Below are 26,440 nucleotides of genomic sequence, written 5' to 3'. Positions count from 1 at the left end.
CACTTATACCTCCGGATGGCTGTTTTTATCTGATAAGAAATGAAGGCTGGTGAGATATCCTAAGGCTTCTCCGACAACAACCGTATGGAGGTGGCATACTCAGACGGCGTCATAGTGGTAATCTGCTTGAACTGCCGTGAAAAATAGTGGATGGAGTTGTATCCCAGGCGGTCTGCAATCTGGGTGAAATTTAGCTGGTTGTCACGTATCATTTGTTTGGCAGTGTCAATTTTCATCATGGAAAAGAATTCTATGACCCCGCAGCCTTTTGTGTCCCGGAACAGCTTTTGCAGCTGGGAGCGCCCCACCAGGTTGTCCCGGCAGATTCTGTCTATGGTCATGCGTTCGCCCAGATGCTCCTCCATGTAGCGGACGATTCGGTTGTAGGTATCATTCCCGCTGCTGGCCTCGGCCAGGAAGCGGGAAGAACGTACTGGCAGGGAGTAGGAAAAATATCTTCTGTATAGATGAATCATCAGCTGTTCCAGGTAATGGCTGATGAGCTGGGCCGAACCAAAGGTCAGGGGTTCGCTGTTAAAGATAAGCTCCTCCTGGTAAGGGTCATCCAGTCTTCCGCTGAATGTGTTTCTGGCTTCCACGATGATTTGGGCCATGAGCTCTTTTTCCGTATCCTGGACCGACATGAGCTGATCCTCAAATGACTTTATGGCAGGGGAATGGCACTCGAACCCAATGACCACCAGGCTTGGAGAGACTTTTCCGTTGGTCAGTACGTTGTGGAACTCATTGGGCTTGTGAAACAGAATATTCCCTTTCTTCAGGGTCAGACGCCGGTCTCCTGCCAACGCATCAATTTCGCCTCGGTCCACGCATACCAGTTCCCAGAAGTCATGGCTTTCCCCGGGAAAGGAGAAGTCGCTCATATACTGGAAATAGTGGACGGAGATAATCCGGTTGATGGTAACGCTGTCCTCCAGAACTACACTTTTATAGGCCATGTAATCTTTCCTCCCGCACTGTCTTTTTCTGAAACTGTCTTATCTTCTTGAATTATATCACAGGAATTAATTCTGCAGAATACAATCATGCAAATAAAATGATAGAATGTGCAAATAAAATCCCCTCAGCTGTCTTGTTACAAAAAAAGCGATCCGCTATACTTTATTTAAACGAAATCAAGAGTTATAGGCTTATGGAATAGAGCCAATATGAAGATAAGAGGGAGGATACAGACATGTCTAAGACGAAAGGAAGGGTTACACTTCCCAGTGAATCCGGTTTTTTGAAGGAGACAAAAGAGTTAATGGAGCGCTGGGGCGCTGATGCCATCCGCGACAGTGACGGGACAAAGCTGGATAAGGATGTCAAGTCTCTGGATGCGGAAATTTATACCACCTATTTTGTGGCAAGAGGACACAATGAATTTGCAGCTAAGCATATGGAGGAATGCCAGCAGCTCTACCTTATGTCCCGGCGTTTTACAGCAGTGGGAAACCATCTGGAGATGGACTTTATGGAAGGATATTTTGACCAGCAGGTGGTACCGGACTGTTACCATGACCCTAAGAAATGGTGGGAGGTCATGGACCGCACCACAGGCCAGGCAGTCCCCGTCTCCCAGTGGGAGCTGACAGGGGCGTCCATGCCGGAAGGTTTTTGCAGCGGCAGTGAGTTTAAGGGTGTGTTTAAAGGCGCCGGAGATACCGCAGATGCCGGAAACGCCGCAGACGCCGGGAATACCGCAGAAACCAAAAAAGCAGAAGCTGTTTCCGCCCCCATGCGCGTGGTGCTGGAGCACGCGTCGCCTTTTCACGAATACACGGTATCCTTCCTGGCATACGCGGTGTGGGACCCTACCCAGATGTACAATCACATAACGAATAACTGGGGGGACAAACCCCATGAGATTCCCTTTGATGTGCGCCAGGAGGCTTCAGGACTGTTTGCAAGGGAGTACCTGGTACAGTGGTTAAAGGATAACCCGGATACGGATGTTGTGCGTTTCACCACATTTTTTTACCATTTCACGCTGGTGTTCGGAAGTGACGCAAAGGAAAAATTCGTGGACTGGTTCGGATACGGAGCAACCGTCAGTGTGAAGGCGCTGGAGGAATTCCAGGCCGAATACGGCTACGCCCTCAGACCTGAGGACATTGTGGATAATGGGTACTATAATTCTTCCTTCCGGGTTCCGACCAGACAGTACAGGGATTATATGGATTTTATCCAGCGCTTTGTGGCGGAAAAAGCCAGGGAGCTTGTGGAGCTGGTCCATCAGGCAGGGCGTAAGGCCATGATGTTTTTAGGCGACAACTGGATTGGTACCGAGCCTTACGGCGCTTATTTCCCGGAAATCGGCCTGGACGCCGTGGTGGGAAGCGTGGGAGGCGGGGCAACGCTGCGCCTTATCTCCGATATTCCGGGGGTGAGCTATACAGAGGGCCGTTTCCTTCCCTATTTTTTCCCTGACACATTTTATGAGGGAAATGACCCTGTTCCTGAGGCGGTGGAAAACTGGATTTGCGCCCGAAGAGCTCTGATGCGCAAACCGGTTGATCGTATCGGGTATGGCGGATATCTGAGCCTGGCCTATAAATTTCCGGGCTTTGTGGATTACATTGAGAAGGTTGCGGAAGAATTCAGGGAAATTTATGGAAATATCGGAGGAAGCAGGCCTTTTTGCGGGCTGAAGGCAGCTGTGTTGAACTGTTGGGGAAAGCTGCGCTCCTGGCAGCCCTACATGGTGGCCCATGCCCTGTGGTATAAGCAGACCTACACCTATTTCGGCATTCTGGAGGCACTGAGCGGGGCAGGTGTGGATGTGGTATTTATGAGCTTTGACGATATACGCAGTTCAGGTATACCTGAGGATGTGGATGTGATCATCAATGCAGGGGATGCGGGCACGGCCTGGTCTGGCGGGGATGAGTGGCTGGATGAGCAGATTGTCACGGCAGTGAGGCGGTTTGTCTGGGAAGGCGGCGGCTTTGTGGGAGTGGGCGAGCCCAGCGCCGTGCAGCGGGGCGGACGGTATTTCCAGCTGGCAGATGTGCTGGGGGTGGATAAAGAGCAGGGCTTCACCCTGTCAACGGACAAGTATCATGTAACACAGGCAGACAGCCACTTTATCACACAGGACGTTCCAAGGGATGAATCAGGAAGGCTGGTTCTGGATTTTGGCGAAGGGATGAAAAATGTGTATGCCTTGGGAACGGATACAGAGATTGGGGAATATTCAGACCATGAAGTCCACCTCAGCGCCCATCCATATGGAAGGGGACGGGGCGTGTACCTTGCGGGTCTTCCTTACAGCCATGAGAATACCAGGCTTCTTATAAGAAGTATGTATTATGCGGCCTGCAAAGAGGGGGAAATGAAGAAGTGGTTCTCGGATAATCTGTTCTGCGAGGTACACGGATATCCGGAGGCGGGGAAATATGCGGTGGTCAACAACACCAGCCGCGGGCAGTCCACGGTGGTTTATGACGGGGATGGACATGGGACATCCATGGAGCTGCTGCCCTGTGAAATAAAATGGTTTGACTTATAAGCCGGCCAACCTGGAATGAACTAAATATGGCAGTCTTTAACAAGTATACAAAATGACTTACAAGCGTTCGGAGACAGAATCATATTTGTGTATTATACATAGAAAAAGTCTTTTTGTACAAATAAATAAATTTATAGTGCAAAGAACTTTATGTGCATATTTACTATAATTGGATTATCGGTAGTGAATGTGAATCAGCAAAAACACAATAAGATTCAAGGAGGACGTATTTTATGAAAAACAGAAAATGGATGGCATTGGCATTGGCGGCAGCCATGGTTGGCTCCCTGACAGCATGCGGCGGCGGGTCCGGCACCGCGGATACCACGGCAGCGGCAGCGGCGGCTGACACCACAGTGGCTCCGGCAGCAGACACCACGGCGGCAGCGGACGCCCAGGCCCCGGCCGGAGACGGCACAGGTCTGGTATACTGGTCCATGTGGGAGTCCACAGAGCCTCAGGGCCAGGTAATCAAGGAAGCAGTTGACAAGTTTTCCGCAGACACAGGAGTGGCTGTAGATGTACAGTTCAAGGGACGTACCGGTATCCGCGAGGGATTACAGCCAGCCCTGGACGCAGGAACCAACATTGACCTGTTCGACGAGGATATTGACCGTGTAAATACTACATGGGGCGCCTATCTGATGGATCTGGAGGAACTGGCTAAGGCATCTGATTATGACGCCACTGCCAATGCAAGCCTGATGGAGGCCTGCCGCGAGGTGGGAGGGGGAACCCTTAAGTCCATTCCTTATCAGCCTAATGTATTTGCGTTTTTCTACAACAAGGCAATCTTTGAGGAAGCCGGCGTGGCCGCTGTTCCCACCACCTGGGCGGAATTGGACGCAGCATGCCAGAAGATCAAGGACGCAGGCTACACGCCTATTACATGTGACGACGCATACATACTTTGTCTCTTCGGATACCATATGTCCAGACTCAACGGCTATGACAAGACATCGGATATTGTAAAGAACAATAAGTGGGATGACCCGTCTGTGATGGAGACAGCCAAGGCTTACGCAGATTTTGCGCAGAAGGGATATTTCTCAGAAAACATAGCATCCAACGTATTCCCGGCCGGACAGAACCAGGAGCTGGCACTGGGAACAGCAGCCATGTACCTCAATGGTTCCTGGCTTCCAAACGAAGTAAAGAACATGGCAGGCGATGACTTCCAGTGGGGATGCTTCAGCTACCCGGCAGTGGAAGGCGGTACAGACGGTACGGAAGCAGCAAACTACGGCGGCCAGGTTCTGGCTATCAACAAGAACTCACAGCACGCAGAGGATGCATTTAAGCTGATTACCTATATTACCAAGGGTGAGTTTGACAAGAAGCTCTCTGAGGAATCCCTGGGAATCCCGTCCGATACCACCAATTCAGAGTGGCCTGTACAGCTTACAGACGTGAAGCCTGTAATGGAGAGCTTAAAGACACGTTATCCATGGGCTGCCGGCGCAGAGGACAATGTGGATATGACGCCAATCATCAAAGAGAACATGACCAAGCTTTGCAGCGGAGCCATTACAGCGGATGAATTTGTATCCAATCTCCAGGCAGCAGGAAAGTAATCAGATAAACACATTCAAAACATTTTCCACGGAATATGCAACAATGAGGTGGCATCGTATAACGCTGCCGCCTCTTTTTGGGCTCCGGAGCGTATCCGGACCAGGTTTATGTTAGGAGGAACCGGCGTGAAAAAAAATAAGGGAATGTTAATTGTGTTCATGACACCGGCGGTGGTGATGTTCGTCCTGGTATTCCTTTATCCCATTATCAGGACTATCCTTATGAGCTTTTTCAAGATTGAGGGAATCACGGACCCCATGTCAAAATGGACCTTCAGCGGTATTGATAACTATGTGAAGCTGGCAAATACCACCTTGTTCCGCATCTCCATGTGGAACCTGGCCCGGATATGGTTTATCGGCGGTATCATCGTCATGTCCCTGGCGCTGCTGTTTGCCGTTATCATTACCAGCGGCATCCGCTTCAAGAGCTTTTTCAGGGCAATGATTTATCTGCCGAATATTGTCAGCGCAGTGGCCCTGGCGACCATGTGGCTACAGTATGTCTACAGCCCCAAGTACGGACTGATTAAAAATTTCTTCCAGGCTTTGGGCCTGGATTCCCTGGCAAAGATACAGTGGCTGGATAATGACCACAAGTTCATGGCTCTGCTCCTGGCCTACTGTTTCGGCATGGTGGGTTATCACATGCTGATATTTGCCAGCGGCATTGAGCGCATCAGCGACGATTATTTTGAGGCGGCCACTCTGGACGGGGCCAATAAGTTCAACCAGTTCCGCTATATTACATTACCACTGCTAAAGGGAGTGTTCAGAACCAATGTCACCATGTGGAGCGTTACCAGTGTGGGATTTTTCGTATGGTCCCAGCTGTTCTCCACGGTAACGGCTGATACCCAGACCATTACCCCCATGGTTTATCTGTACATGCAGATATTTGGGGCAGGCAACAGCGTCACGGAGCGCAATTCCGGGGTTGGAGCAGCTGTCGGCGTGATGCTGAGCGTATGTGTGGTTATTGTGTTCTGGCTCTGCAACCATCTGCTTCAGGATAAAGACCTGGAATTCTAGGAAAGGGGGAAAACATATGTCGGGATTATTTCAGAAAAAAGAGAAACTGCACAGGGAACCGGTGCGCTGGAAGAAGGAACTAAAGCTTGCCCCCGGATACCTGATTCTTACCCTGTGGATTCTGTTTACCCTGGCCCTGCTGGGCTGGGTCCTGCTGGCCAGCTTTTCCACCACCAAGGAGATATTCAGCAATAAGCTGCTGGATAGCGGATTCCATATAGAAAATTATGTGAAGGCATGGGTCAATTCCAATGTCTCCACCATTTTCTTCAATTCCTTATTTTACGCGGCGGTATCCTGTACCCTGCTGATACTGATTTGTGCGCCTGCGGCCTATGCGCTGTCACGTTTTGACTTTGTGTGCAATAAACTAATACAGTCATCTCTTGTGGCGTCCATGGGTGTTCCGGTAGTCATGATTGTGCTTCCGCTGTTTGCCGTGGTGGCAGGTCTCAATATCCTTAATAATGTTTCGGCCAACCGGGCCACTCTGATATTCCTGTATATCGGAATCAATGTGCCCTACACCACCATTTTCCTGACCACCTTTTTTGCCAATCTGTCCAGGGCGTTTGAGGAAGCAGCTGCCATTGACGGCTGCCCCCCTGTTAAGACCTTCTGGCTGATTATGCTTCCCATGGCCCAGCCGGGAATCGTGACCGTAACCATATTCAACTTCATCAATATATGGAACGAGTATTTCATCTCCCTGATATTCGGAAATTCCGACAAGGTACGTCCGGTGGCAGTGGGGCTGTATTCCATGATAAACTCCATGAAATATACAGGTGACTGGGCCGGTATGTTCTCTGCTGTTGTCATTGTATTCCTGCCCACCTTTATCCTGTATATCTTCCTGTCAGAGAAGATTATAGCAGGCGTAACCGGAGGCGGCGTGAAGGGATAGGATAGAACAGGAAACGTGAAGGAATAAGGATATATCTTGTGAGGAGGAAGGACAGCATGTCTCAGAAACCAGTATTAGTAATCATGGCGGCAGGTATGGGAAGCCGTTACGGCGGATTAAAGCAGATTGACCCTGTGGACCCTTATGGGAATATCATCATTGATTTTTCCATATTTGATGCCAGGGAAGCGGGATTTGAAAAGGTCATATTCATTATCAAGAAGGCCATTGAGGAAGATTTTAAGATTCACATTGGAAACCGAATCAGTAAATATATGGATGTGGCCTATGTTTACCAGGAGCTGGATAAGATTCCGGATGGATACCAGGTGCCTGAGGGCCGGGTAAAGCCGTGGGGCACAGGCCATGCAGTGCTTTGCTGCAGTGCCTTGATTGACGGGCCTTTTGCGGTAATCAATGCGGATGATTATTATGGAAAAGAAGCCTTTCACATGATATATGACCAGCTGTCCTCTGTGGAGGACACGGACCGATACCAGTATACCATGGTGGGCTACAGGCTGTACAATACCCTGACAGAGAATGGGTATGTGGCAAGGGGCGTATGCCGGACAGATGCAAAAAGCCGACTGGTGGATATACATGAGCGGACCAGGATTGAAAAGCATGGGAGCCAGGCGGAATATACAGAGGATGACGGAGCTACCTGGACAGAACTTCCGGAGTCCACCATTGTTTCCATGAATATGTGGGGATTTACAAAGAGTATTCTGGGCGAGCTGGAGAACCGGTTCGGGGCTTTCCTGGATAAAAACCTTCCTGTAAATCCTATGAAGTGCGAATATTTCCTGCCCTTTGTGGTGGATGAACTTCTGAAGGCAGACCTGGCCGAGGTGACTGTGCTAAAGAGCGTGGACCGCTGGTATGGAGTTACCTATAAGGAAGATAAGGAGACAGTGGTAAAGGCCATTAAGGACCTTAAGGATAAGCGCCTGTACCCGGAGAAACTTTGGGAGGAACTGGTAAAATGAGCGGAGAAATGGATAAACATATACTAAAGGAGGCGGCTGCAGCGTTTGCCACGGATGGGGAAGCAGTCAGCTGCCAGCGCTACGGCAGCGGCCACATCAATGATACCTTCCGTCTCATATGTGAGAAACATCCTTATATTCTTCAGAGGATGAATACGGATATCTTTCAGGATCCGGTATCTCTTATGCGGAATATTGAGGGGGTCACCACCTTCCTGAGGCAGGAGGTCATTAAAAATAACGGAGACCCGGACCGGGAGACCCTGAATCTTATCAGGACCAGGGAGGGAGCCCCTTACTATGTGGACAGCCGGGGAAATTACTGGAGGATGTACCTGTTCATTGAGGGAGCCACCTGCTATAACCTGGTGGAGAAGCCGGAGGACTTTTACCAGAGCGGGAAGGCCTTCGGGCATTTCCAGAGACTGTTAGCCCACTATCCGGCCAGAGAGCTGGCAGAGACCATCCCTGGTTTTCATGACACTCCGGGACGCTTCCGGGCTTTCAGGAAGGCAGTGGAGGAGGATATCTGCGGCCGGGTGTCAGAGGTTCAGAACGAGATTCAGTTTGTCATGGACAGGGAGCAGGATATGGGCCTGGCCATGGATATGCTGGCCAAGGGGGAGCTTCCCCTGAGAGTGACACATAATGATACCAAATTAAATAACATTATGATTGATGACAAGACCGGCCAGGCCATCTGCATCATTGACCTGGATACGGTAATGCCGGGTCTTTCCATCTTTGATTTCGGAGATTCCATCCGCTTTGGCGCCAATACCGCAGAGGAGGATGAAACGGATTTAACCAAAGTATCCCTGTCCGTTCCTCTCTTTGAAATCTATACCAGAGGATTTCTGGAGGGATGCGCGGGAAGCCTTACCGAAGCAGAGGTTAAGATGCTTCCTCAGGGAGCCAGGCTCATGACCCTGGAATGCGGAATCCGGTTCCTAACGGACTATTTGTCCGGCGACACTTATTTTAAGATTGCCAGGGAGAAGCATAATCTGGATCGCTGCCGTACCCAGTTCGGGCTGGTGGAAGATATGGAAAAGAAATGGGGAGAGATGGAACGTATAGTGGAGGCTGTCTGTAAGGGCTGAAACAGGAATAAAACAGGAATAAAACAGAGACAAAAAGGTGTCTGCCATGGCGGCGGACACCTTTTTCGTATGGTGCGCCCGGTTCTGGGGGCGCCGGGCATGGGCTGCGGTTTTACACACATTTTACATAAACTATACCATATTATGATTTCTCCGGATGTAAATTTTATGTATACTCCAAACTGTAGAAAAGATAACAAAAAACATGATAATAAACGATATGATTCAGGAGGAAACGTATTATGAGAATGAATGGAAAGAAATTAACGGTACTGTTAGGCACAGCGGTTCTGGCCATGGGTATCCTGGCGGGCTGCGGCAGCAGCGCCCCGGAGACAACCGCAGCAGGGACAGCCGCCCCGGCGACCGAGGCAGGGACAGATGCAGGGTCTTCTGCTGCGTCAGGAGACACAAAAGACACAGAAGCAGCAAAGGCAGAGAATGCCCCGTCCGCTGATTTGAGCGGCACCATCAGTATGGTGGGATCCACTTCCATGGAGAAGTTTGCCAATGCGCTCAGCGAGTCCTTTATGGAGAAGCACCCAGGTGTGACGGTGACCGCTGAATTCGTTGGATCCGGCGCAGGAGTGGAGGCTGTCAGCAACGGGACAGCTGATATCGGCAATTCTTCCAGGAATTTAAAGGATGAGGAGAAGGCTGACGGCGTGGCGGAAAACATTGTTGCCATTGACGGAATCGCAGTGGTGGTTGATGCCGCCAATACGGTGGAGGACCTGACCAAACAGCAGCTGTCCGATATTTATGAAGGAAAAATCACCAACTGGAAGGATGCAGGCGGAAATGACGCTCCCATCGTAGTGGTTGGACGTGAATCCGGTTCCGGTACCAGAAGCGCCTTCGAGGAGCTGTTAGAGCTGGAGGACGTGTGCAAATACAGCAATGAGCTGGACAGCACCGGCGCAGTGATGGCAAAGGTGGCCTCCACACCAGGCGCCATTGGCTATGTTTCACTGGATGTACTGGACGACACAGTAAAGGCTGTGAAGCTGGAAGGCGCTGAGCCTACAGAGGAAAACATCAAGGCAGGCTCCTACTTCTTAAGCCGTCCGTTTGTAATGGCTACCAAGGGAGAAATAAGCGAGCAGAATGACCTTGTAAAAGCCCTCTTCGATTATATCTACTCAGAAGAAGGCGCAGAGATAGTGAAGTCCGTGGGACTGATTGCAGTTGACAAATAATCGGAATAGAGAAAGGAGACTTCCTGCATGAGAGCGGAGACATTTTCCATACGATCCTGTCATGGCAGCAAGTCCACCGTCGAAAAAGCTGCACAGGGCATCTTTACTGCCTGCGGCTTTTTCGCCGTATTGGCTGTTGCCTCCATCACACTGTATATGCTTATCAGCGGTACGCCTGCGCTGTTTAAAGTGGGGCTGCTGGAAATTTTGTTTGGGACCGTGTGGCAGCCCGCAGCCGCATCCCCCAGCTTCGGTATACTGTTTGTCATACTGACCTCCATCGTGGGAACCTTTCTGGCAATTCTGATTGGAGTTCCTATCGGCGTCATGACGGCCATATTCCTGGCGGAGGTAGCCCCCAAACGGCTGAGCGACATGGTCCGTCCGGCGGTAGAGCTTCTGGCTGGAATCCCCTCTGTCATATACGGCCTGCTGGGAATCCTGATTCTTAACCCCCTGATGTACAAAATGGAACTGATACTGTTTAAAGGGTCTGAAACACATCAGTTTACCGGCGGAGCCAATCTGATATCAGCTGTGCTGGTATTGGCCCTGATGATTCTTCCCACGGTCATAAACATCAGCGAATCTGCCCTCAGGTCTGTGCCGGCCCATCTAAAGAGCGCGTCCCTGGCTCTGGGCGCCACAAAGATACAGACCATATTCCAGGTAATTGTGCCTGCGGCCAAATCTGGTATCATAACAGCCGTTGTGCTGGGTACAGGCAGGGCAATCGGTGAAGCCATGGCCATCAGCCTTGTGTCGGGAAGCTCCGTAAACCTGCCCCTTCCCTTTAGCTCTGTACGTTTCCTCACTACAGCCATTGTATCGGAGATGGGGTATGCCTCGGGACTTCACAGACAGGTGCTTTTCACCATCGGCCTGGTACTGTTTGCATTCATTATGATTATCAACATAAGCCTGACCAGGATTTTAAAGAGAGGGGGAAACAGGAATGACAAATGATATTGCGGTCCGGGTTCATAAGGACTCCGTTGTGCAGGACAGTATATACGGCAGGCGCGTGCGCGGCCTGGATGTGTTTCTTACGGTCATCATATATACCTGCGCGGGTTTCTCCATCCTTCTTCTGGCAGGCATCATGGGGTATGTGTTCGTGCGTGGAATCCCGCATGTGACGTGGGCATTTTTGAGTACTGCCTCCAGCGCCACAAAGGGAACCTTTGGAATCCTGGGAAATATTATAAACACACTGTACATTGTAATCATTACCCTGCTCATCGCCACGCCCCTGGGCATTGGATCCGCCGTATACCTGAACGAATACGCAAAGCCGGGAAAAGTGGTGCGGCTGATTGAGTTTACCACAGAAACCCTGTCCGGTATTCCGTCCATTATATTCGGCTTGTTTGGAATGGTGTTTTTTGGAAATGCTTTGGGACTGGGATATTCTATCCTTACAGGAGCCCTGACCCTGACCATTATGATTCTGCCCCTTATAACCAGGACCACCCAGGAGGCGCTTAAGACTGTGCCGGACAGCTACCGCCATGGCGCCCTTGGAATCGGAGCTACAAAGTGGTACATGATACGGACTATCCTGCTTCCAAGCGCCATGCCGGGAATTCTCACAGGCATAATCCTGGCTATCGGAAGAATTGTGGGAGAGTCGGCAGCCCTGCTGTTTACGGCGGGAAGCGGTTATTACCTTCCAAAGAATCTGTTTTCCAAAATATTTGAATCAGGAGGAACCCTCACCATACAGCTCTATCTGTTTATGCAGAAAGCAAAATATAATGAGGCCTTTGGTGTGGCCGTGGTCCTTCTGGTGATTGTGCTGGGAATCAACGGTCTGGCAAAATACATGTCCCACCGGTTCAATGTGGAAGCCGGGGCATAGGGATGGGGCGGACCATTTTAATTAGCAAAGGAGAGAAAGCGTGGAAAGCAAAACAAAGATTTCAACCCGGAACCTGAACCTGTACTACGGGGAGAATCATGCCCTTAAAAATATAAACCTTGATTTGTATGAACATAAGATTACTGCCTTCATAGGGCCGTCAGGCTGCGGCAAGTCCACTTACCTGAAGACACTGAACCGCATGAATGACCTGGTGCCGGGCATTAAGATAGATGGAACCGTTCTCCTGGATGATGAGGATATTTACGATTCCCAGGTGGATACCACCCTGCTGAGAAAGAAAATAGGCATGGTATTCCAGCAGCCCAACCCCTTTCCCATGAGTATCTATGACAACATTGCCTATGGGCCGAGAATCCATGGCATTAAGAATAAGGCCCAGCTGGATGAGATTGTGGAGAACAGCCTTAAGGGAGCGGCTCTGTGGGATGAGGTCTCTGACCGGCTGAAGAAATCAGCCCTGGGACTGTCCGGCGGACAGCAGCAGCGCCTTTGTATCGCCAGGGCCCTGGCCGTGGAGCCGGAAGTCCTTCTCATGGATGAACCCACGTCTGCCCTGGACCCCATATCCACTCTGAAGATTGAGGATCTGATGGATGATCTAAAGAGTAAATATACAGTGGCCATTGTGACCCATAACATGCAGCAGGCCACGCGTATAGCGGACCACACTGCATTTTTCCTGGTGGGAGAGGTAGTGGAGTATGCGACTACGGACGAACTTTTCACCATGCCGAAGGATAAGAGGACAGAAGACTATATAACAGGCCGTTTCGGATGATGGCAGAAGGAAGGTATCAGATTGAGCGTTAGGGTTACGTACGAACATGAGTTAGAAGTATTAAAACAGGATTTAAAAGAAATGGCCCATATGGTGGAGAGCGCTATTGAGCAGACCTTCATGGCATTTGAGGACCAGGATTATACGATGGCTGAGGATGTGATTAAGGGCGACAGGACCGTCAATGATATGGAGCGGGCCATCGAGTCCAGATGCCTGTCCCTGATACTGCGCCAGCAGCCGGTTGCCAGCGACCTGCGCCAGGTATCCACTGCCCTCAAGGTGGTGACGGATTTGGAGCGCATAGGGGACCATGCCTCGGATATCGCTGAGCTGATTCTGAGGATAAAAAGCGAGCACGCATACCACATTGTTAAGCATCTTCCGGTTATGGCGGCTTCCGCCAACGCAATGGTCCATGACGCCATAGAAGCATTCATCAACCAGGATTTAGATTCTGCCATGGAAATCATTGAACGGGATGACGAGGTGGATACACTGTTCAATCAGGTGAAGGACGACGTGATTCATCTGCTTAAATCCTCCCCGGACCAGGCGGACCAGGGGATTGACCTGCTGATGGTGGCCAAGTATCTGGAACGGATAGGAGACCATGCGGTAAACGTGTGTGAGTGGACCCAGTTTTCCAAGACCGGGGCGCTTAAGAATGTGAGAATTATGTAGATAAACCAAAAAGTTTTTATTGGGGATAAATGGAACGGCGCCTGTTATGAGGATATCAGGCTTAATAACAATGAAGGACATTTTCAAACTAAGTTAAAAACTTAAAATAGGATAAATGCCGCAGAGCAATGCTGTAAGTCCAGCATTGCTCTGCGGCATTTCAGACTGTAGACAAACTGGTTTTGGGCTTTGTATCCCAAAGCCAGTTTTCTTTTATTAACCAAATTGCGTTCAAAATAAAGTTTGTGAAATGGGCTGCTCCCCATTTCGCTTTCATCCTGGCCAGCTTTTTCAGATTCATGCAGGCAAATGTAAGCCCGACTTTCATTTCCATTCGGGCTTTTCCAAACATCTGTGTATATCGAAAACCATGATTCTCCTTTGCACTTCCAAAGATTCGTTCTATGGTTTCTTTCCTTTGTGAATATAATTCTTTCATACCCAGGGTTTGGCGGATCTCCTCACACATCTCCATGTAAGGTTCCCATATGTGGCGCATAACCGTCTTTACATGATCTTTGCTTTGGGTACATTTTGCAAGATAGGCACAGCTTGCACAGGCACTTCCACAGCTTTTGTACTCGCGATATCCCTCACGGTTGGTTGTTCGATAGGTCAGCACCTGATTGTTGGGACAGATATAGCAGTCGTAATACTCATCATAAACGTACTCGTATTTCTTGAAGAAACCCTCTTTTGTCAGGGGGCGTTTGTATGGTAGGAGCGGTTTGACTCCTTGATCGATCAAAAGTTTTGCTATACCGGGAGTTTTATATCCTGCATCGGCTATCAGGGTCTCTATTCCGATCCCTTTTATCTTGTCATATAAAGACTTGAAGGTTCTGCTGTCATGATTGTTCCCGGGATGAACGCTATAGCTGAGAATCCATCCATTCTTATCACATGCGGTCTGTACTGCATAAGCAAATACATGTTTATGTTCTCCTTTGCGAAACCATCCGCTTTCCGGATCAGAAGTGCTTGCTTTCACTGTCTTTTCTTCTTTGCCGCCGGCTCCACCGGATGGTGTATTGTTGTCATCCTCTTTTTCTTTCAGCGGACGTTTCCCGTGTGCTTCACGGTCTTCATTGATTTCCTGTTTCAGCAGATCTTCAAAAAATAATGCCTCATCATGAGCAATACGCTTCTGCATCTTTTTATTGTTTGCTCTGGCTTTTACATGGGTGGCATCCACAAAAACTTCATTAGGGTCTACCAGCTTAAATTTGTAGCATTCAGAAAGGATATGCGCGAATATCTGTTCAAACAGGTCGGTGTCTTTAAAGCGTCTCGTATAGTTCTTTCCAAAGGTTGAAAAATGTGGCACTTTATCCAGCATATCCAACCCGAGGAACCAGCGATAGGCGACATTTACCTCAATCTCTTTTACCGTCTGGCGCATGCTTTTAATGCCATAAAGATATTGGATGAAAGGAATCTTGATCAGCATGACGGGGTCCATACTGGGGCGTCCGTTGTCCTGACTGTATTTATCTTCTACCAGTTCATAAATGAAGGACCAGTCGATTGCTTTGTCGATGATCCGCAGCAGATGGTCCTGTGGAACCATGTCATCCATGCAAAACAACTGAATCTGTTCTCTTTTTTTATCCGCATTCTGTGTCATCATAAGCATCTCACCGCCTGTATTTGATACATCTATTATACCAAAAAAGAGCCTCAAAGTCTTGTAAGTGCTGACTTTTCTGGCTCAATGGCGAAGAAATTCCGAGGCACTTGTCCTCGGAATTTGTCTACAGTCTGAAATGCCGCAGAGCAATGCTGTAAGTCCAGCATTGCTCTGCGGCATTTGTATTATTATCAGAGAAAACCCCTTTAAATAGTCAGCTGCTCAATTGCTCAATGCCTCGAAATGAAAACATATGAAAAAAAGTGAAATAACAAAAAAGCAGAGTTACATTGGTTTTCGTGTTTCAGTCATTGAATTAGTTAAAACCTCCTTGAATGATGTATAAATCTATGTATCAAACTAAAAAATGTAGAATACGGCTGAATATAAATGAAAAAATATAGAAACTTATGCCAAAAAATAAAATAAAATATTTTGAAAAGTATTGACATAATTTGAAACAAATGCTATTATGATGCTACAAGGAGGTAGCAATCATATGAAGTATGCCACACGGATTAACTCGTTTTTGAGATTTGACAGCAACCTGCTGAATGCATTCCGTTCCATAGGCTCCATTGAAGGAGTGGATTATGTGGATTTGAATTATCCGGAACATTTTGCTGATTATGATATAGAGGTGATAAAGGCAAAGATGGAGGAATGCGGACTGAGATGTAATGCCATTAATCTCAGGTTCAGGGACAAGTACATAGGAGGAGAGTTCGGAAACCATGAGCCGGCCATATCGCAGGACGCCATAACTTTATGCAGGGAGGCGGCAGATGCGTGCAGAAAGCTGGGAGGAAACCAGATGATTATATGGCTGGGATTTGACGGTTTTGATTATTCCTTCCAGATTGATTATGTAAGCTACTGGAACCGGATTGTGAAGGCGTTCCGGGATGTGTGCGACTATTCCAAGGTGCCTGTGAGCATTGAGTACAAACCCTATGAGGAGAGGGTCCACGCTTTTATTGACAGCTTTGGAACTGCGGTTTCCATTCTCCACGATGTGGACAGGGAAAACCTGGGGGTGACCCTGGACTTCTGCCACATGCTGATGAAGAAGGAGAATCCCGCGTTTGCAGCGGCCTGGCTGCTGGAGCGGGGGAAACTCTACAATATACATCTCAATGACGGAGAGGGTTCCACGGATGACGGCCTGATGGTGGGAACCGTGAATTTCTGGAAGACAGTGGAGGTCATGTACTACCTTAAAAAATATGACTTCCAGGGTGTGATATATTTTGACACATTTCCAAAGCGGGAGAAGGCGGTGGAAGAATGTGAGGCAAATATAAAGATGTGCCGGCGGATTGAACAGCTTATTGACGCCTATGGACTCTGCCGGATGGAGAAGGTGGTGGAACAGAACGATGCGGTAGCTGTAAGCAGCATGATGGTTGCTTTATTATAAACAAAAACTATTTTAATGTAAAAGGAGAAGAGAAGATGAAAAAGAGAGGTTTGGTTTTATCTGTGACAGCAATTGCCATGGCAGCGGGACTCATGGCAGGATGTACTAATAAGCAGGCGGCCGCCACGGCGCAGACAGAGGCTGCTGCCGATACCTTTAATCCGGATAAGGAGGCAGGGGTCAGCATTGAAGAATTGAGAGAGAAGCTGGGGGATGTTCCGAAGCAGGACGGTGAGGTTAAATTAGGAGCAGTGGCAAAATCCTTTGATAATGAGTACTGGAGAACCCTGAGAGAGGGGTACGGCGAGTATCAGACAAAGGCAGCCGCCGCCGGCTGCAATATCACCATAGACGTGACCTCGGCCCAGGGTGAAAACGACGAACAGGGACAGCTTTCTATTGTAAAGGATATGATTAATAAGAAGTATACAGGACTTCTCCTTTCGCCTATTTCCGACGGAAACCTGACACCCGGTGTGGAGGATGCCAAGAAGGCGGGAATACCGGTCATCAATGTGAATGACGGCCTGATTGCCAATGCGGATTCCTTCGTAGGTCCTAAGGCGGACCAGAACGGAGAGCTGGCAGCGGAGTGGATTGCTGATAAGCTGGGAGGCAAGGGCAAGGTGGCAATCGTCATCGGTATGCCTAAGGCGTTTGCGGCAAGGCAGAGGACGGAAGGCTTTGAAAACTGGATGGCGGCCAACGCAAAGGACATTGAGATTGTGGCAAAGCAGAATGCTGACTGGGACCGTCAGAAATCCAAAGATTTGGCTGACACATGGATTAAACAGTATCCGGACCTGAATGCCATTTTCTGCAACAATGATACCATGGCCCTGGGCGTGGTGGAGGCTGTTAAGTCATCCGGCAAGGATATATTGGTGGTTGGCGTTGACGGTATAGGAGAGGCGTATGATTCCATCCGCAGGGGCGAGCTGGATGCCACTATTGATTCATTCCCGTTCTATAAAGCTCAGATTGCAGGTGAAGTAATGCTCAGAAGACTGGGCGGACAGGAGATTCCCAGGGTGCTGTGGACGCCTCAGGCTCTCATTGATTCCGAGAACGTAGATAAGCCGGCAGAGGAAATCATCGGCTGGACAGATCCTGTATATGCAAAATAGACAAAAGGCAGCAAGGAAACTATCATCAGCCAGAGGGTCAGACCCCTGGCTGATATTTCAAAGAGGGGATAGAATATGGCGACAATGATACATTTTTCTAATATAACAAAGCAGTTCCCCGGCAACAAGGCGCTGGACAGTGTGGATTTTACGGTGGATAAAGGGGAGATACACGCCCTCCTTGGGGAAAACGGCGCGGGTAAATCTACCCTTCTCAATATCCTTCACGGCATCTATCCTGATTACGATGGAAATGTGGAGATTGACGGGAGAAAAGTGGGCTTTAAAAATGCCAATGATGCCATCGAATTCGGCATTGCCAAGGTGCATCAGGAAGTAAACCTTGTGACTGAGCTGACGGTAGGGCAGAATATAGCCCTTGGCTACGAGGTGACCAGGGGATTTTTTGTGGACTACGATGCCATGTACAAAAAGACGGATGTTATCCTGGAAAGGCTGGGCTGCAAATTCAGAAGCAGGGACCGTGTGACCTCTCTCAGCACTGGCGAGATGCAGATGATTCTGATTGCCAAGGCATTGTTTCACAATGCAAAAATCATTTCCTTTGACGAACCCACGTCAGCCCTGACAGACCGCGAGGTAGACCGTTTGCTTAAGATGATTATGGAACTCAAGGACCAGGGAATTACGATACTGTATATCACACACCGTTTGGACGAGGTATTTGCCATAGCGGACAGGGCCAGTATTCTGCGCGACGGAACGTATATCACTACCCTGAACATGAAGGAGACATCCAAGGAAGAACTGATACGCCACATGGTAGGCCGGGATGTGTCCGCTTATGCAGTTAGAAATAATCCCCTGTGCGCCGCCGGTGAGGTGGTGCTGGAAGCCAGGGACCTGTGCAAGAACGGGGTATTTGAACACATAAGCTTTGAGCTCCACAGAGGCGAGATTTTGTCCTTTGCCGGACTGGTGGGATCCAAGAGAACGGATGTGATGCGGGCTATATTCGGGGCAGACCCCTATACCAGCGGGGAGGTTTACATAAAAGGGGAAAGGGCGGAAATTAAGAGTCCTAAGGATGCCCTGCAATACAGTCTGGGGCTGATACCTGAGAATAGAAAAACGCAGGGGTTTGTTAAGAACTTTACGAATGCCAGCAACATGGCCCTGGCCTCCATGAACCGGTTTTGCAGCAGAGGCTTTGTGAATGCCAGGAAGATATATGACAACTGCATGTATTACACAGGGGAAATGAATCTGCATCCTGCGGATCCGGACTATCTGACAGAGAGTCTGAGCGGCGGAAATGCACAGAAAGTCATCATCGCGAAGTGGATGACCACGGACGCCGATATCATTATATTTGATGAACCTACAAAGGGAATCGACGTGGGTGCCAAGGCGGAGATATACCGCCTGATGGAGGAACTGGTAGCCGGAGGAAAGTCCATTATTATGGTGTCCTCGGAACTTCCGGAGGTCATAGGAATGAGCGACAGGGTTGTGGTTATGCGGGAAGGCAAAATTATGGGCGTTCTGAACCACGATGAGCTGAATGAAGAAGTCATAATGAGTTTTGCGATGGGAGGCTGACTATGAAGAATGTGATAAAGAAATTTTCAAGGGAATTAGAGGTAGTTGCTGCACTGGCTGTAATCATGGTGGTATTTGGCGTCATACAGCCCATTTATTTTTCGCCGTCTAACCTGCTTGATATCCTGGACCAGTCCGTTATCAATGGTCTTCTGGCTATCGGCATGACTCTGGTCATCATCACGGCCGGAATTGACTTGACAGTTGGATCCACGCTGGCTATTGTAATCGTAAGCGTGGGTAATTTCCTGGTCATGGGACTGAACCCTTTTGCAGCCGTCCTTGCAGGCGCGGCCATTGGTTTTGGTCTGGGGCTTGTGAACGGAATCCTTGTGGCTAAGATGAAACTGCAACCCTTTGTGGCAACCCTGGGCATGATGTCCGTATACAGGGGTGTTGCCTATCTTATAACAGGGGGCTGGCCTGTACTTAATATTCCCCAGAATTTCAGGGATATCATGGATGGTGATGTAATCGGCACCCTGTCCTCGTCCATGATTCTGTTCCTGGTTGTGACAGTGGCTGCCTATATCCTGCTGAAGCACACAAAGTTTGGCACCTACCTGTATTCCATTGGCAGCAACGAGGAGGCCACCCGCCTGTCCGGCGTCAATGTGGATTTCAACAAAATAATGTCCTATGCAATCTGCGGTGTCTGTGTTGCGTTTGCCGGGATGGTCATGCTGGCAAAACTGGGAACCGGCGAACCGGCGGCCGGAGCCAGCTATGAGACCAATGCCATTGCCGCTGCGGCCATTGGGGGCACCAGCCTGGCAGGCGGTAAAGGAAGCATTATAGGCACATTCCTGGGAGCAATTCTTCTACAGGCCCTGAAGGTAGGGCTGGTGGTCTGCGGTGTGGATACATTCTGGCAGTATATTGCTACGGGCCTTATCATAGTGTTTGCGGTATATGTGGATGTAATACAGGGTAAACTGGCAGCCATGAGACTGAATAAGAAGGCAAAGGCGGAATAACCGAATAAGGGGGTCTGGACAGTGAAAGATTGCGAGAGAGAGTACATTTGTGTCATCGGCAGCCTTAACTACGATATCATTATGAAGCAGAAGCGGATGCCTCTTCAGGGGGAAACATACACCGCCGACAGTATAACCTACTCCGGCGGAGGAAAAGGCGCCAACCAGGCCGTGCAGTGCGCCAAGCTGGGAATCGACACCATTATGGTGGGAAAGGTGGGAAGGGATACCTTTGGCGCCAGCCTGGTGGAAAAACTGAAGGACTATGGTGTGGACTGTTCCTGCATAGGCAGGAGCAGCAGCCCCACGGGTGTGGGCGTGGTTCATGCCCTGGAGGATGGGACTGTATATGCTTCCATCATTACAGGTGCCAATTTTGATATTACATCCCGTGAAATCGACGGATTGGACGAGCTTATCAGGAACAGCAGGATTGTTATTCTCCAACTGGAGATACCTACGGAAGTGGTGGAACATATCATCCGGAAGGCCAAACAGTATCATGTATACACCATACTTAACGCTGCACCGGCCAAGGAAATGGACCTGGAGGTGCTTAAGATGGCAGACTGCCTGATTGTCAATGAGACAGAGGCATCCTTTTACGCCGGAGTTGAAGTGACGGACGGAGACATGGTAAGGACTCATGCAGACAGGCTGAGGCGGCTGACGGAGGGAACGGTTATTGTCACTCTGGGCTCTAAGGGCAGTATGCTTCTGGGGCAAGAAGGTGCGGTTGCCATTGACCCTGTAAAGGTGGAGCACGTAACAGAGAGCACAGGGGCGGGGGATTCCTATATAGGGGCATTTGCATATGGCAAATATAAGGGCATGACGGACCTTCAGGCCTGCCGATTTGCGGCCCGGGCAGCCTCAGTGACTGTGACAAAAATAGGAGCGCAGGAGGCCATGCCCTGCTTGAACGAGATTAACTAAAGTCTCCGCTCCGCGTTTGGTCTGTTGAAAAAAATGAAAAAAAGTGACAGAAAATGCAAGAATCATGGTTGAACTAAGGATGGGCTCTTTGATATAATAAAGCTATTATAGTTCAAAGGGGTAAGCATATGGTTCCTGAGTTGAGAAAAGAAGAGATACTGAAAAGTATCAAAAAGAGGGATATTTCTTATATAAAAGACCTGGCAGCGGAATTGAACATTTCCCTGTCCACTGTGCGCAGGGATGTTGCTGCTCTGGAACAGGAAGGCAGCGTCATCGTCATGCGCGGAGGCGCGGTTAAGTATAAGGCAGAGGACTTCGACGAGCCTGTGGTAAAGAAAAAGCTGATTCACAGCGAGGAAAAGGAGATCATTGCCAGGAAGGCGGCTGCGCTGGTGGAGGACGGAGACTGCGTTTATGTGGATTCAGGCACTACCACGGTGGGGATGCTCAAATATCTCCAGGGAAAACGTATCACCATTGTCTCCAGCAGCACGGAACTGCTGGACAATCTGCCAATTAAGAACGCCAAGTGTATCCTGCTGGGAGGAGAAGTGCGGGATGATTTGGAATCCGTACTGGGCGCCCTGACGGAAAAGATGATATCCGACATGTATTTTGACAAGGCGTTCATTGGCGCCAACGGGTATATCCCGGACGGAGGCATCTACACCTATGATGACAGAGAGGCCAGGAAAAAGGTGATTGTAAAAGACCATTCCAAGGTGGTCTATGTGCTCATGGATACATCTAAGAAGAATAAGTATGCGTTTTCCAAGGTGTTTGATTTGGGGGAGGCGATTCTGATTACAGAGGAGGAAGATAACAGGTAAAGAACATATGTACGCGGACGCGGGCAGGCAGATGTGTCCGTAAGAACCGGAAATGCAGCGCGGGAGGTGACTGCTTCTGCGATATAGAACAGTTGATAACACAGATTAACATAGACGCACATAATAATGAAGGGCCGCATCCAAGACAACAATGCGGCCCTTTATTACTATGGGTATGCCGTCAATCCCGGCATGCCATTTTTTAGATATACGATATTAACAATGCTGATATGGTAACCTCACATCGGTTCCTTATTCCCCAAACACAGCCTTATAATCAGCCTGGAATTTGGCAATGCCCTGGTCGGTGAGCGGATGCTTTGTCATCTGCTCCAGTACCTTGTAAGGAACGGTTGCAATATCGGCGCCGGCCTTGGCGCAGTCGATTACGTGAATCGGGTTGCGTACGCTGGCAGCAATGATTTCAGTCTCAATGTTGTGCATCTGGAAAATCTCGGTGATGTCGTAAATCAGGTCAATACCCGGCATGGAGATGTCATCCAGGCGTCCAAGGAATGGGGATACGTAGGATGCGCCTGCCCGTGCGGCTAAGAGAGCCTGTGCGGATGTGAATACCAGGGTAACGTTGGTCTTGATACCTTCTGCGTGAAGCACCTTAACTGCCTTTAATCCTTCTACTGTCATAGGAATTTTAACTACCATGTTGGGATGGATGGCTGCAATCTCACGGCCTTCCTTAATCATGCCCTCTGCGTCAACGGTGGTAGCCTTAACCTCGCCGCTGATAGGTCCGTCCACGATGTCGGTGATTTCCTTGATGACTTCGGCAAAGTTCCTTCCCTCTTTTGCAATCAGGGACGGATTGGTGGTAACGCCGCAGATAACACCCATATCATTCGCTTTTTTGATATCCTCAACATTCGCTGTGTCCACAAAAAATTTCATAGTAAATACCCTCCTAAAATGTGTGGGACAGGCTCGCCTGCCCGCTTCCTTTTTATCTCTAAGTGTATTATAGCGCATATACATGCTGTGTCAAGCAAATTATTGCAAAAACGTGCGTTAATATGCGATTTTTATTAGAATGCACACGGAAAGCTGCCGGAGTATAAATGAAATACCGCAAAAGTACCGCAAAAAATCGCAATGGGTGATATGAAATGCCCGCTGGCTATAAAAAGTCCAGTCCTTTGTTCCGGTAGTCCACAGCCATCTCGCCGGATACGCCGTTGTCCGTGATTAATGTGGTAAACGCCTCTATGCCGCACACATGGTATCTGGATACAGTATTCAGCTTTATGGGATTTACCAGGGCAATGACCCTTCGGGAGGACTGAATCAGCTGTCTCTTTATGCTGACCTCATCCGGGTAGGGGATGGTCATGCCGTATTCAGGATGGATGGCATATACGCCCATAAAGCAAAGATCCGGGTGGTAGAGCGCTGCCTGGCTGGCCGCGGTTTCGCCCACATTGGTCATGGATTCCTTTAACAGCCGTCCTCCCAGGACGATTACATCCACCTGGTCCTTCATGGAACAGGCGTGGGCAATGGAATAGCTGTTGGTCAGCACGGTCAGCTTAAGGCCGTTTGGAATGTTCTTGGCAAACTGAAGGTTCGTGCTGCTGCCGTCAATGGCCACCAGCTGGTCCTTCTCCAGAAAGTCCAGTGCCTTCAGCGCCAGGCGCTGCTTTAATTCCACATCCGTTGTCTCTCGGTCAAAAAAATTGATGACCGGGCGCTCCATGGGAATGGCTCCTCCGAACACACGCTTGACCTGCCCCTTCTGGTCCAGATCCAGCAGATCGCGGCGGATGGTATCCTCGGATACATTCAGCTCCACTGCCAGTCTGCTGACCACTACCTTGCCGGAGGAGTGAAGCTTATTTAAGATTAATGCCTGCCGTTCTTCTTTTAACATATCATTCCCTGTCCTTTTCTTTTATCCATTCTTTTACCAGTTCCATCCAGCCCTGACAGTGAGGCACAAGGCAGTCTCCGGTGCTGTCGGAAACCTCCTCCGTAGCCAGGGACAGTCCGTGGCGTCCGCTGGGATAAATGTGCATTTCCAGGCTTACGCCGGCCTTTTTCAGGGCCTGGGCCAGCAGCAGAGAGTTTTCAACAGGCACGGACTGGTCGGTCCAGGTGTGCCACAGGAAGGTTCTGGGTGTGTGCGGTCCTGCCTGAAGTTCCAGGGCAACCAGTTCCCTGAGTCTGGGATCGCCGGCCTTGCCTCCCAAAAGCTGTTCAAAGGAGCGTTTATGTCCAAATTCGCCGGAGGTGATAACCGGATAGCATAGAATCATTCCCTTTGGCTGTATGTCCTCGGGGGCCATATTCAGGGGGCCGTAGAGGAAGTCCCGGTTCCACATCATGCCCAGGCAGGCGGCTAAATGGCCTCCTGCAGAAAAACCGCATACCATAATCCGTTCTGTATCAATGTTCCATTCACAGGCATGGCTTTTCACAAGCGCCACGGCTTTGGCCAGTTCCATAAGGGCCACGGGAAAGGTTTCCGGGGCAACGCTGTAGTGCAGGGAAAAGACCTGGCATCCAGCTGCCAGAAATTCCATGGCCACAGGCTGGTCTTCCCTGGGGGACACAAAGCCGTATCCGCCTCCCGGGCACAGGACCACAGCCGGGCGGAGAAGCTCCGGCTTATGGGGCAGGCGATCCAACAGATAAGCAGTCAGGTCCGCCGGATTTCCGGATTCCCTTGCATGTCCGCATTCCTGGTCCGTAACCATAATATTGAAGTGTTTTATATTCATGTTCTCGCCTTTCCGGAAACAAGAGGGGGAAATGTGCAAAAAAGCTGTTTCCAGTATTATTATACTGAAAACAGCGTATGGGTTCAATCATTTTTGCCGCCTGTTTTGTGCAGCTGCTTTGCACCGCTGCTTTTTGCTGCGGTACTATGCCTCTGCTCTATACTGCTGCCTTATGACTGGCAGCGGAACATGGTTTCGATGTAAGCCAGGATAAGGGGGGCGATTCCCTTTGCTTCGTTTTCAACCACCGGCTCTCTCATATAATATTCAAAAGTGCCCTCCCGCATGTCCGTGTTGCCCAGCCCGGCAACCAGGCAGATGCCGCCCAGCTGGAGACTGCCGTCTTTTTCGGAGAGGTATGTGCTGCATATGCCGTCAAATGCCTTTTGGCCGTATTTAAAATATTCCTCGGGAAGGTAATGGAGCCGTACGCTTTTCATGATGGCATAGGCAAATATGGCGGAACCGGATTCCTCCAGGTAGTTGGGAGCAATTCCGCCCCGGTTCACCACCTGGTACCACATGCCGGTGGCCTGGTCCTGGTAGGGAAGCATGGCATCAATCAGTTCCTTATAGATGGCGTTCAGCCGCGCCTTCTGGCAGGCCATGGATTCGGGCATGACTTCCATGGTGTCAATCAGCGCCATGGCATACCAGCCCATAGCCCTGAGCCAGAAGTTCTCCGACAGTCCGGTCACCTTGTCGCACCAGAACATCTGGCGTGAGTCATCGTAAGCATGGTAGTAGAGCCCGTTGAGGGGATCTCTCATCCGCCCGTATACCTGAAGGAACTGCTGGTACGAATCTTCGCAGTTTTTACATCCGTTATACTCTGCCTCGTACTGCATATAGAAAGGCTGGGCCATGTACAACCCATCCAGCCATATCTGGTGGGGATAAATTTTCTTATGCCAGAAGTTTCCTGTGGATGTGCGGGGCTGTTCCTTCAACTGGCTGTATACAGTATCCATAGCTCTTCTGTATTTTTCTTTTCCGGTCAGCTTGTAAAGATCGAACAGGGTTTTGCCGGCATTTACATGATCCAGGTTATACTCCTTTGGGTCATAGGACTCAATGGAGCCGTCCTCTCTCACAAAGCGGCCGGTGAAGGCGTCCGCAAAGTCCAGGTACCGGTGGTTTCTGGTTATAAGGAAGAGTTCGATGATGGCCTTAATCATGCAGCCGTCAATATAGTTCCAGGTGGATTTTGAACCCTCCCGGATTTTTTCGATGTTCCATACAGGGCACTCAGGGGTGCTCTGTTCAATCAGCTGGTCGATGTAACGGTCCAGTATTTTCATAATCTTAACTCTCCTTTATACATATATGTACACGAAGCCTGATGTAAGGCGTCCTTGTAAAAAAATGGAAGCGTAAACGTTTGCAGACAAAACAGCGGTAATTTAGCTCAATTAAATCCGGGATATAACTATAAATTAAGTGTATTATGTCTTTTAAATCCTTAAAATCCATTTTTTTAATCTTGAATTCATCTTAACATAAAAAAAGCAGAAAAAGAATTGGGTATATTAAACAAAAAAATGTTAAAAAACTATA

At 49.3% G+C, this 26,440-nt stretch carries 23 protein-coding genes; 17 read left to right on the top strand and 6 right to left on the bottom strand.

Annotated elements, in window-relative coordinates; all coding sequences use genetic code 11:
- Positions 1 to 59 precede the first annotated feature (59 nt).
- The gene (locus CGC65_RS29105; RefSeq protein ID WP_002569048.1) at positions 60 to 959 is read right to left on the bottom strand and encodes an AraC family transcriptional regulator; all 900 of its coding nucleotides are present in this window, start codon (positions 957 to 959) and stop codon (positions 60 to 62) included.
- 236 nt (positions 960 to 1,195) lie between these two features.
- Between CGC65_RS29105 and gnpA the strand changes: the two genes are divergently transcribed.
- The 11 genes from gnpA (at position 1,196) to phoU (ending at position 13,665) form a co-directional block, all read left to right on the top strand.
- Positions 1,196 to 3,511 (top strand): 1,3-beta-galactosyl-N-acetylhexosamine phosphorylase, encoded by a 2,316-nt coding sequence (gnpA, locus tag CGC65_RS29100; protein WP_002569047.1) that lies wholly within the window; start codon positions 1,196 to 1,198, stop codon positions 3,509 to 3,511.
- 233 nt (positions 3,512 to 3,744) lie between these two features.
- A complete protein-coding gene (locus CGC65_RS29095; protein WP_002569046.1) occupies positions 3,745 to 5,085 on the top strand; it encodes an ABC transporter substrate-binding protein in 1,341 nt (446 codons plus the stop codon).
- A 126-nt stretch (positions 5,086 to 5,211) separates the two neighbouring features.
- Complete coding sequence (locus CGC65_RS29090; RefSeq protein ID WP_002569045.1) at positions 5,212 to 6,117, top strand: carbohydrate ABC transporter permease; 906 nt, start codon at positions 5,212 to 5,214, stop codon at positions 6,115 to 6,117.
- 16 nt (positions 6,118 to 6,133) lie between these two features.
- The gene (locus CGC65_RS29085) at positions 6,134 to 7,024 is read left to right on the top strand and encodes a carbohydrate ABC transporter permease (RefSeq protein ID WP_002569044.1); all 891 of its coding nucleotides are present in this window, start codon (positions 6,134 to 6,136) and stop codon (positions 7,022 to 7,024) included.
- Between the two features lie 56 nt (positions 7,025 to 7,080).
- Positions 7,081 to 8,016, top strand: coding sequence for a sugar phosphate nucleotidyltransferase (locus tag CGC65_RS29080; protein WP_002569043.1), 936 nt, complete (start codon positions 7,081 to 7,083; stop codon positions 8,014 to 8,016).
- Positions 8,013 to 9,119 (top strand): phosphotransferase enzyme family protein, encoded by a 1,107-nt coding sequence (locus CGC65_RS29075; protein ID WP_002569042.1) that lies wholly within the window; start codon positions 8,013 to 8,015, stop codon positions 9,117 to 9,119. Before CGC65_RS29080 ends, CGC65_RS29075 begins: the two co-directional genes overlap by 4 nt.
- A gap of 242 nt (positions 9,120 to 9,361) precedes the next feature.
- Positions 9,362 to 10,318 (top strand): phosphate ABC transporter substrate-binding protein, encoded by a 957-nt coding sequence (locus CGC65_RS29070; RefSeq protein ID WP_002569041.1) that lies wholly within the window; start codon positions 9,362 to 9,364, stop codon positions 10,316 to 10,318.
- A 27-nt stretch (positions 10,319 to 10,345) separates the two neighbouring features.
- Positions 10,346 to 11,284, top strand: a complete 939-nt coding sequence (gene pstC, locus CGC65_RS29065) for a phosphate ABC transporter permease subunit PstC (protein WP_002569040.1) — start codon at positions 10,346 to 10,348, stop codon at positions 11,282 to 11,284.
- Positions 11,274 to 12,179: a phosphate ABC transporter permease PstA gene (pstA, locus tag CGC65_RS29060; protein WP_002569039.1), complete on the top strand. Its 906-nt coding sequence runs from the start codon at positions 11,274 to 11,276 to the stop codon at positions 12,177 to 12,179. The genes pstC and pstA overlap by 11 nt, the downstream gene beginning before the upstream one ends.
- 40 nt (positions 12,180 to 12,219) lie before the next feature.
- Positions 12,220 to 12,981, top strand: coding sequence for a phosphate ABC transporter ATP-binding protein PstB (gene pstB, locus CGC65_RS29055; protein WP_002569038.1), 762 nt, complete (start codon positions 12,220 to 12,222; stop codon positions 12,979 to 12,981).
- Positions 12,982 to 13,002: 21 nt separating this feature from the next.
- Complete coding sequence (gene phoU / locus CGC65_RS29050; RefSeq protein ID WP_007036257.1) at positions 13,003 to 13,665, top strand: phosphate signaling complex protein PhoU; 663 nt, start codon at positions 13,003 to 13,005, stop codon at positions 13,663 to 13,665.
- A gap of 160 nt (positions 13,666 to 13,825) precedes the next feature.
- On the opposite strand, the gene CGC65_RS29045 is transcribed toward phoU, so the two are convergent.
- Positions 13,826 to 15,301, bottom strand: coding sequence for an IS1182-like element ISClbo1 family transposase (locus CGC65_RS29045; protein WP_007037661.1), 1,476 nt, complete (start codon positions 15,299 to 15,301; stop codon positions 13,826 to 13,828).
- 493 nt (positions 15,302 to 15,794) lie between these two features.
- Here CGC65_RS29045 and CGC65_RS29040 point away from each other — a divergent pair, with 493 nt between their 5' ends.
- The 6 genes from CGC65_RS29040 to CGC65_RS29015 all read left to right on the top strand — a co-directional run bounded on the left by CGC65_RS29040 (position 15,795) and on the right by CGC65_RS29015 (position 22,151).
- Positions 15,795 to 16,715 (top strand): sugar phosphate isomerase/epimerase family protein, encoded by a 921-nt coding sequence (locus CGC65_RS29040; protein ID WP_002569036.1) that lies wholly within the window; start codon positions 15,795 to 15,797, stop codon positions 16,713 to 16,715.
- A gap of 35 nt (positions 16,716 to 16,750) precedes the next feature.
- Positions 16,751 to 17,842 carry a sugar ABC transporter substrate-binding protein gene (locus tag CGC65_RS29035; RefSeq protein WP_002569035.1) on the top strand — a complete coding sequence of 364 codons (1,092 nt, stop codon included), beginning with the start codon at positions 16,751 to 16,753 and terminating at the stop codon, positions 17,840 to 17,842.
- Between the two features lie 75 nt (positions 17,843 to 17,917).
- The gene (locus CGC65_RS29030) at positions 17,918 to 19,405 is read left to right on the top strand and encodes a sugar ABC transporter ATP-binding protein (RefSeq protein WP_002569034.1); all 1,488 of its coding nucleotides are present in this window, start codon (positions 17,918 to 17,920) and stop codon (positions 19,403 to 19,405) included.
- Positions 19,406 to 19,407: 2 nt separating this feature from the next.
- The gene (locus CGC65_RS29025) at positions 19,408 to 20,382 is read left to right on the top strand and encodes an ABC transporter permease (RefSeq protein WP_002569033.1); all 975 of its coding nucleotides are present in this window, start codon (positions 19,408 to 19,410) and stop codon (positions 20,380 to 20,382) included.
- 21 nt (positions 20,383 to 20,403) lie between these two features.
- Positions 20,404 to 21,318 (top strand): ribokinase, encoded by a 915-nt coding sequence (locus tag CGC65_RS29020; RefSeq protein WP_002569032.1) that lies wholly within the window; start codon positions 20,404 to 20,406, stop codon positions 21,316 to 21,318.
- A gap of 128 nt (positions 21,319 to 21,446) precedes the next feature.
- The gene (locus CGC65_RS29015) at positions 21,447 to 22,151 is read left to right on the top strand and encodes a DeoR/GlpR family DNA-binding transcription regulator (protein ID WP_002569031.1); all 705 of its coding nucleotides are present in this window, start codon (positions 21,447 to 21,449) and stop codon (positions 22,149 to 22,151) included.
- A 252-nt stretch (positions 22,152 to 22,403) separates the two neighbouring features.
- Here CGC65_RS29015 and fsa read toward each other — a convergent pair whose 3' ends face one another.
- The 4 genes from fsa to CGC65_RS28995 form a co-directional block, all read right to left on the bottom strand.
- A complete protein-coding gene (gene fsa, locus CGC65_RS29010; protein ID WP_002569030.1) occupies positions 22,404 to 23,057 on the bottom strand; it encodes a fructose-6-phosphate aldolase in 654 nt (217 codons plus the stop codon).
- Between the two features lie 226 nt (positions 23,058 to 23,283).
- Entirely contained in the window at positions 23,284 to 24,033 is a 750-nt protein-coding gene (locus tag CGC65_RS29005) for a DeoR/GlpR family DNA-binding transcription regulator (protein ID WP_002569029.1), read from the bottom strand.
- A gap of 1 nt (position 24,034) precedes the next feature.
- Positions 24,035 to 24,883 (bottom strand): alpha/beta hydrolase, encoded by an 849-nt coding sequence (locus tag CGC65_RS29000; RefSeq protein ID WP_007036253.1) that lies wholly within the window; start codon positions 24,881 to 24,883, stop codon positions 24,035 to 24,037.
- Between the two features lie 170 nt (positions 24,884 to 25,053).
- On the bottom strand, positions 25,054 to 26,184 hold the full coding sequence (locus tag CGC65_RS28995) for a glycoside hydrolase family 88/105 protein (RefSeq protein ID WP_002569027.1): 1,131 nt from the start codon (positions 26,182 to 26,184) through the stop codon (positions 25,054 to 25,056).
- Between the last annotated feature and the right edge of the window lie 256 nt (positions 26,185 to 26,440).

Origin of the sequence: Enterocloster bolteae (genome assembly GCF_002234575.2) — a bacterium.
Classification (GTDB): Bacteria; Bacillota; Clostridia; order Lachnospirales; family Lachnospiraceae; genus Enterocloster; species Enterocloster bolteae.
The sequence above is the reverse complement of the archived record's forward strand: the minus strand, read 5'-3'. Positions and strand labels throughout refer to the sequence as shown.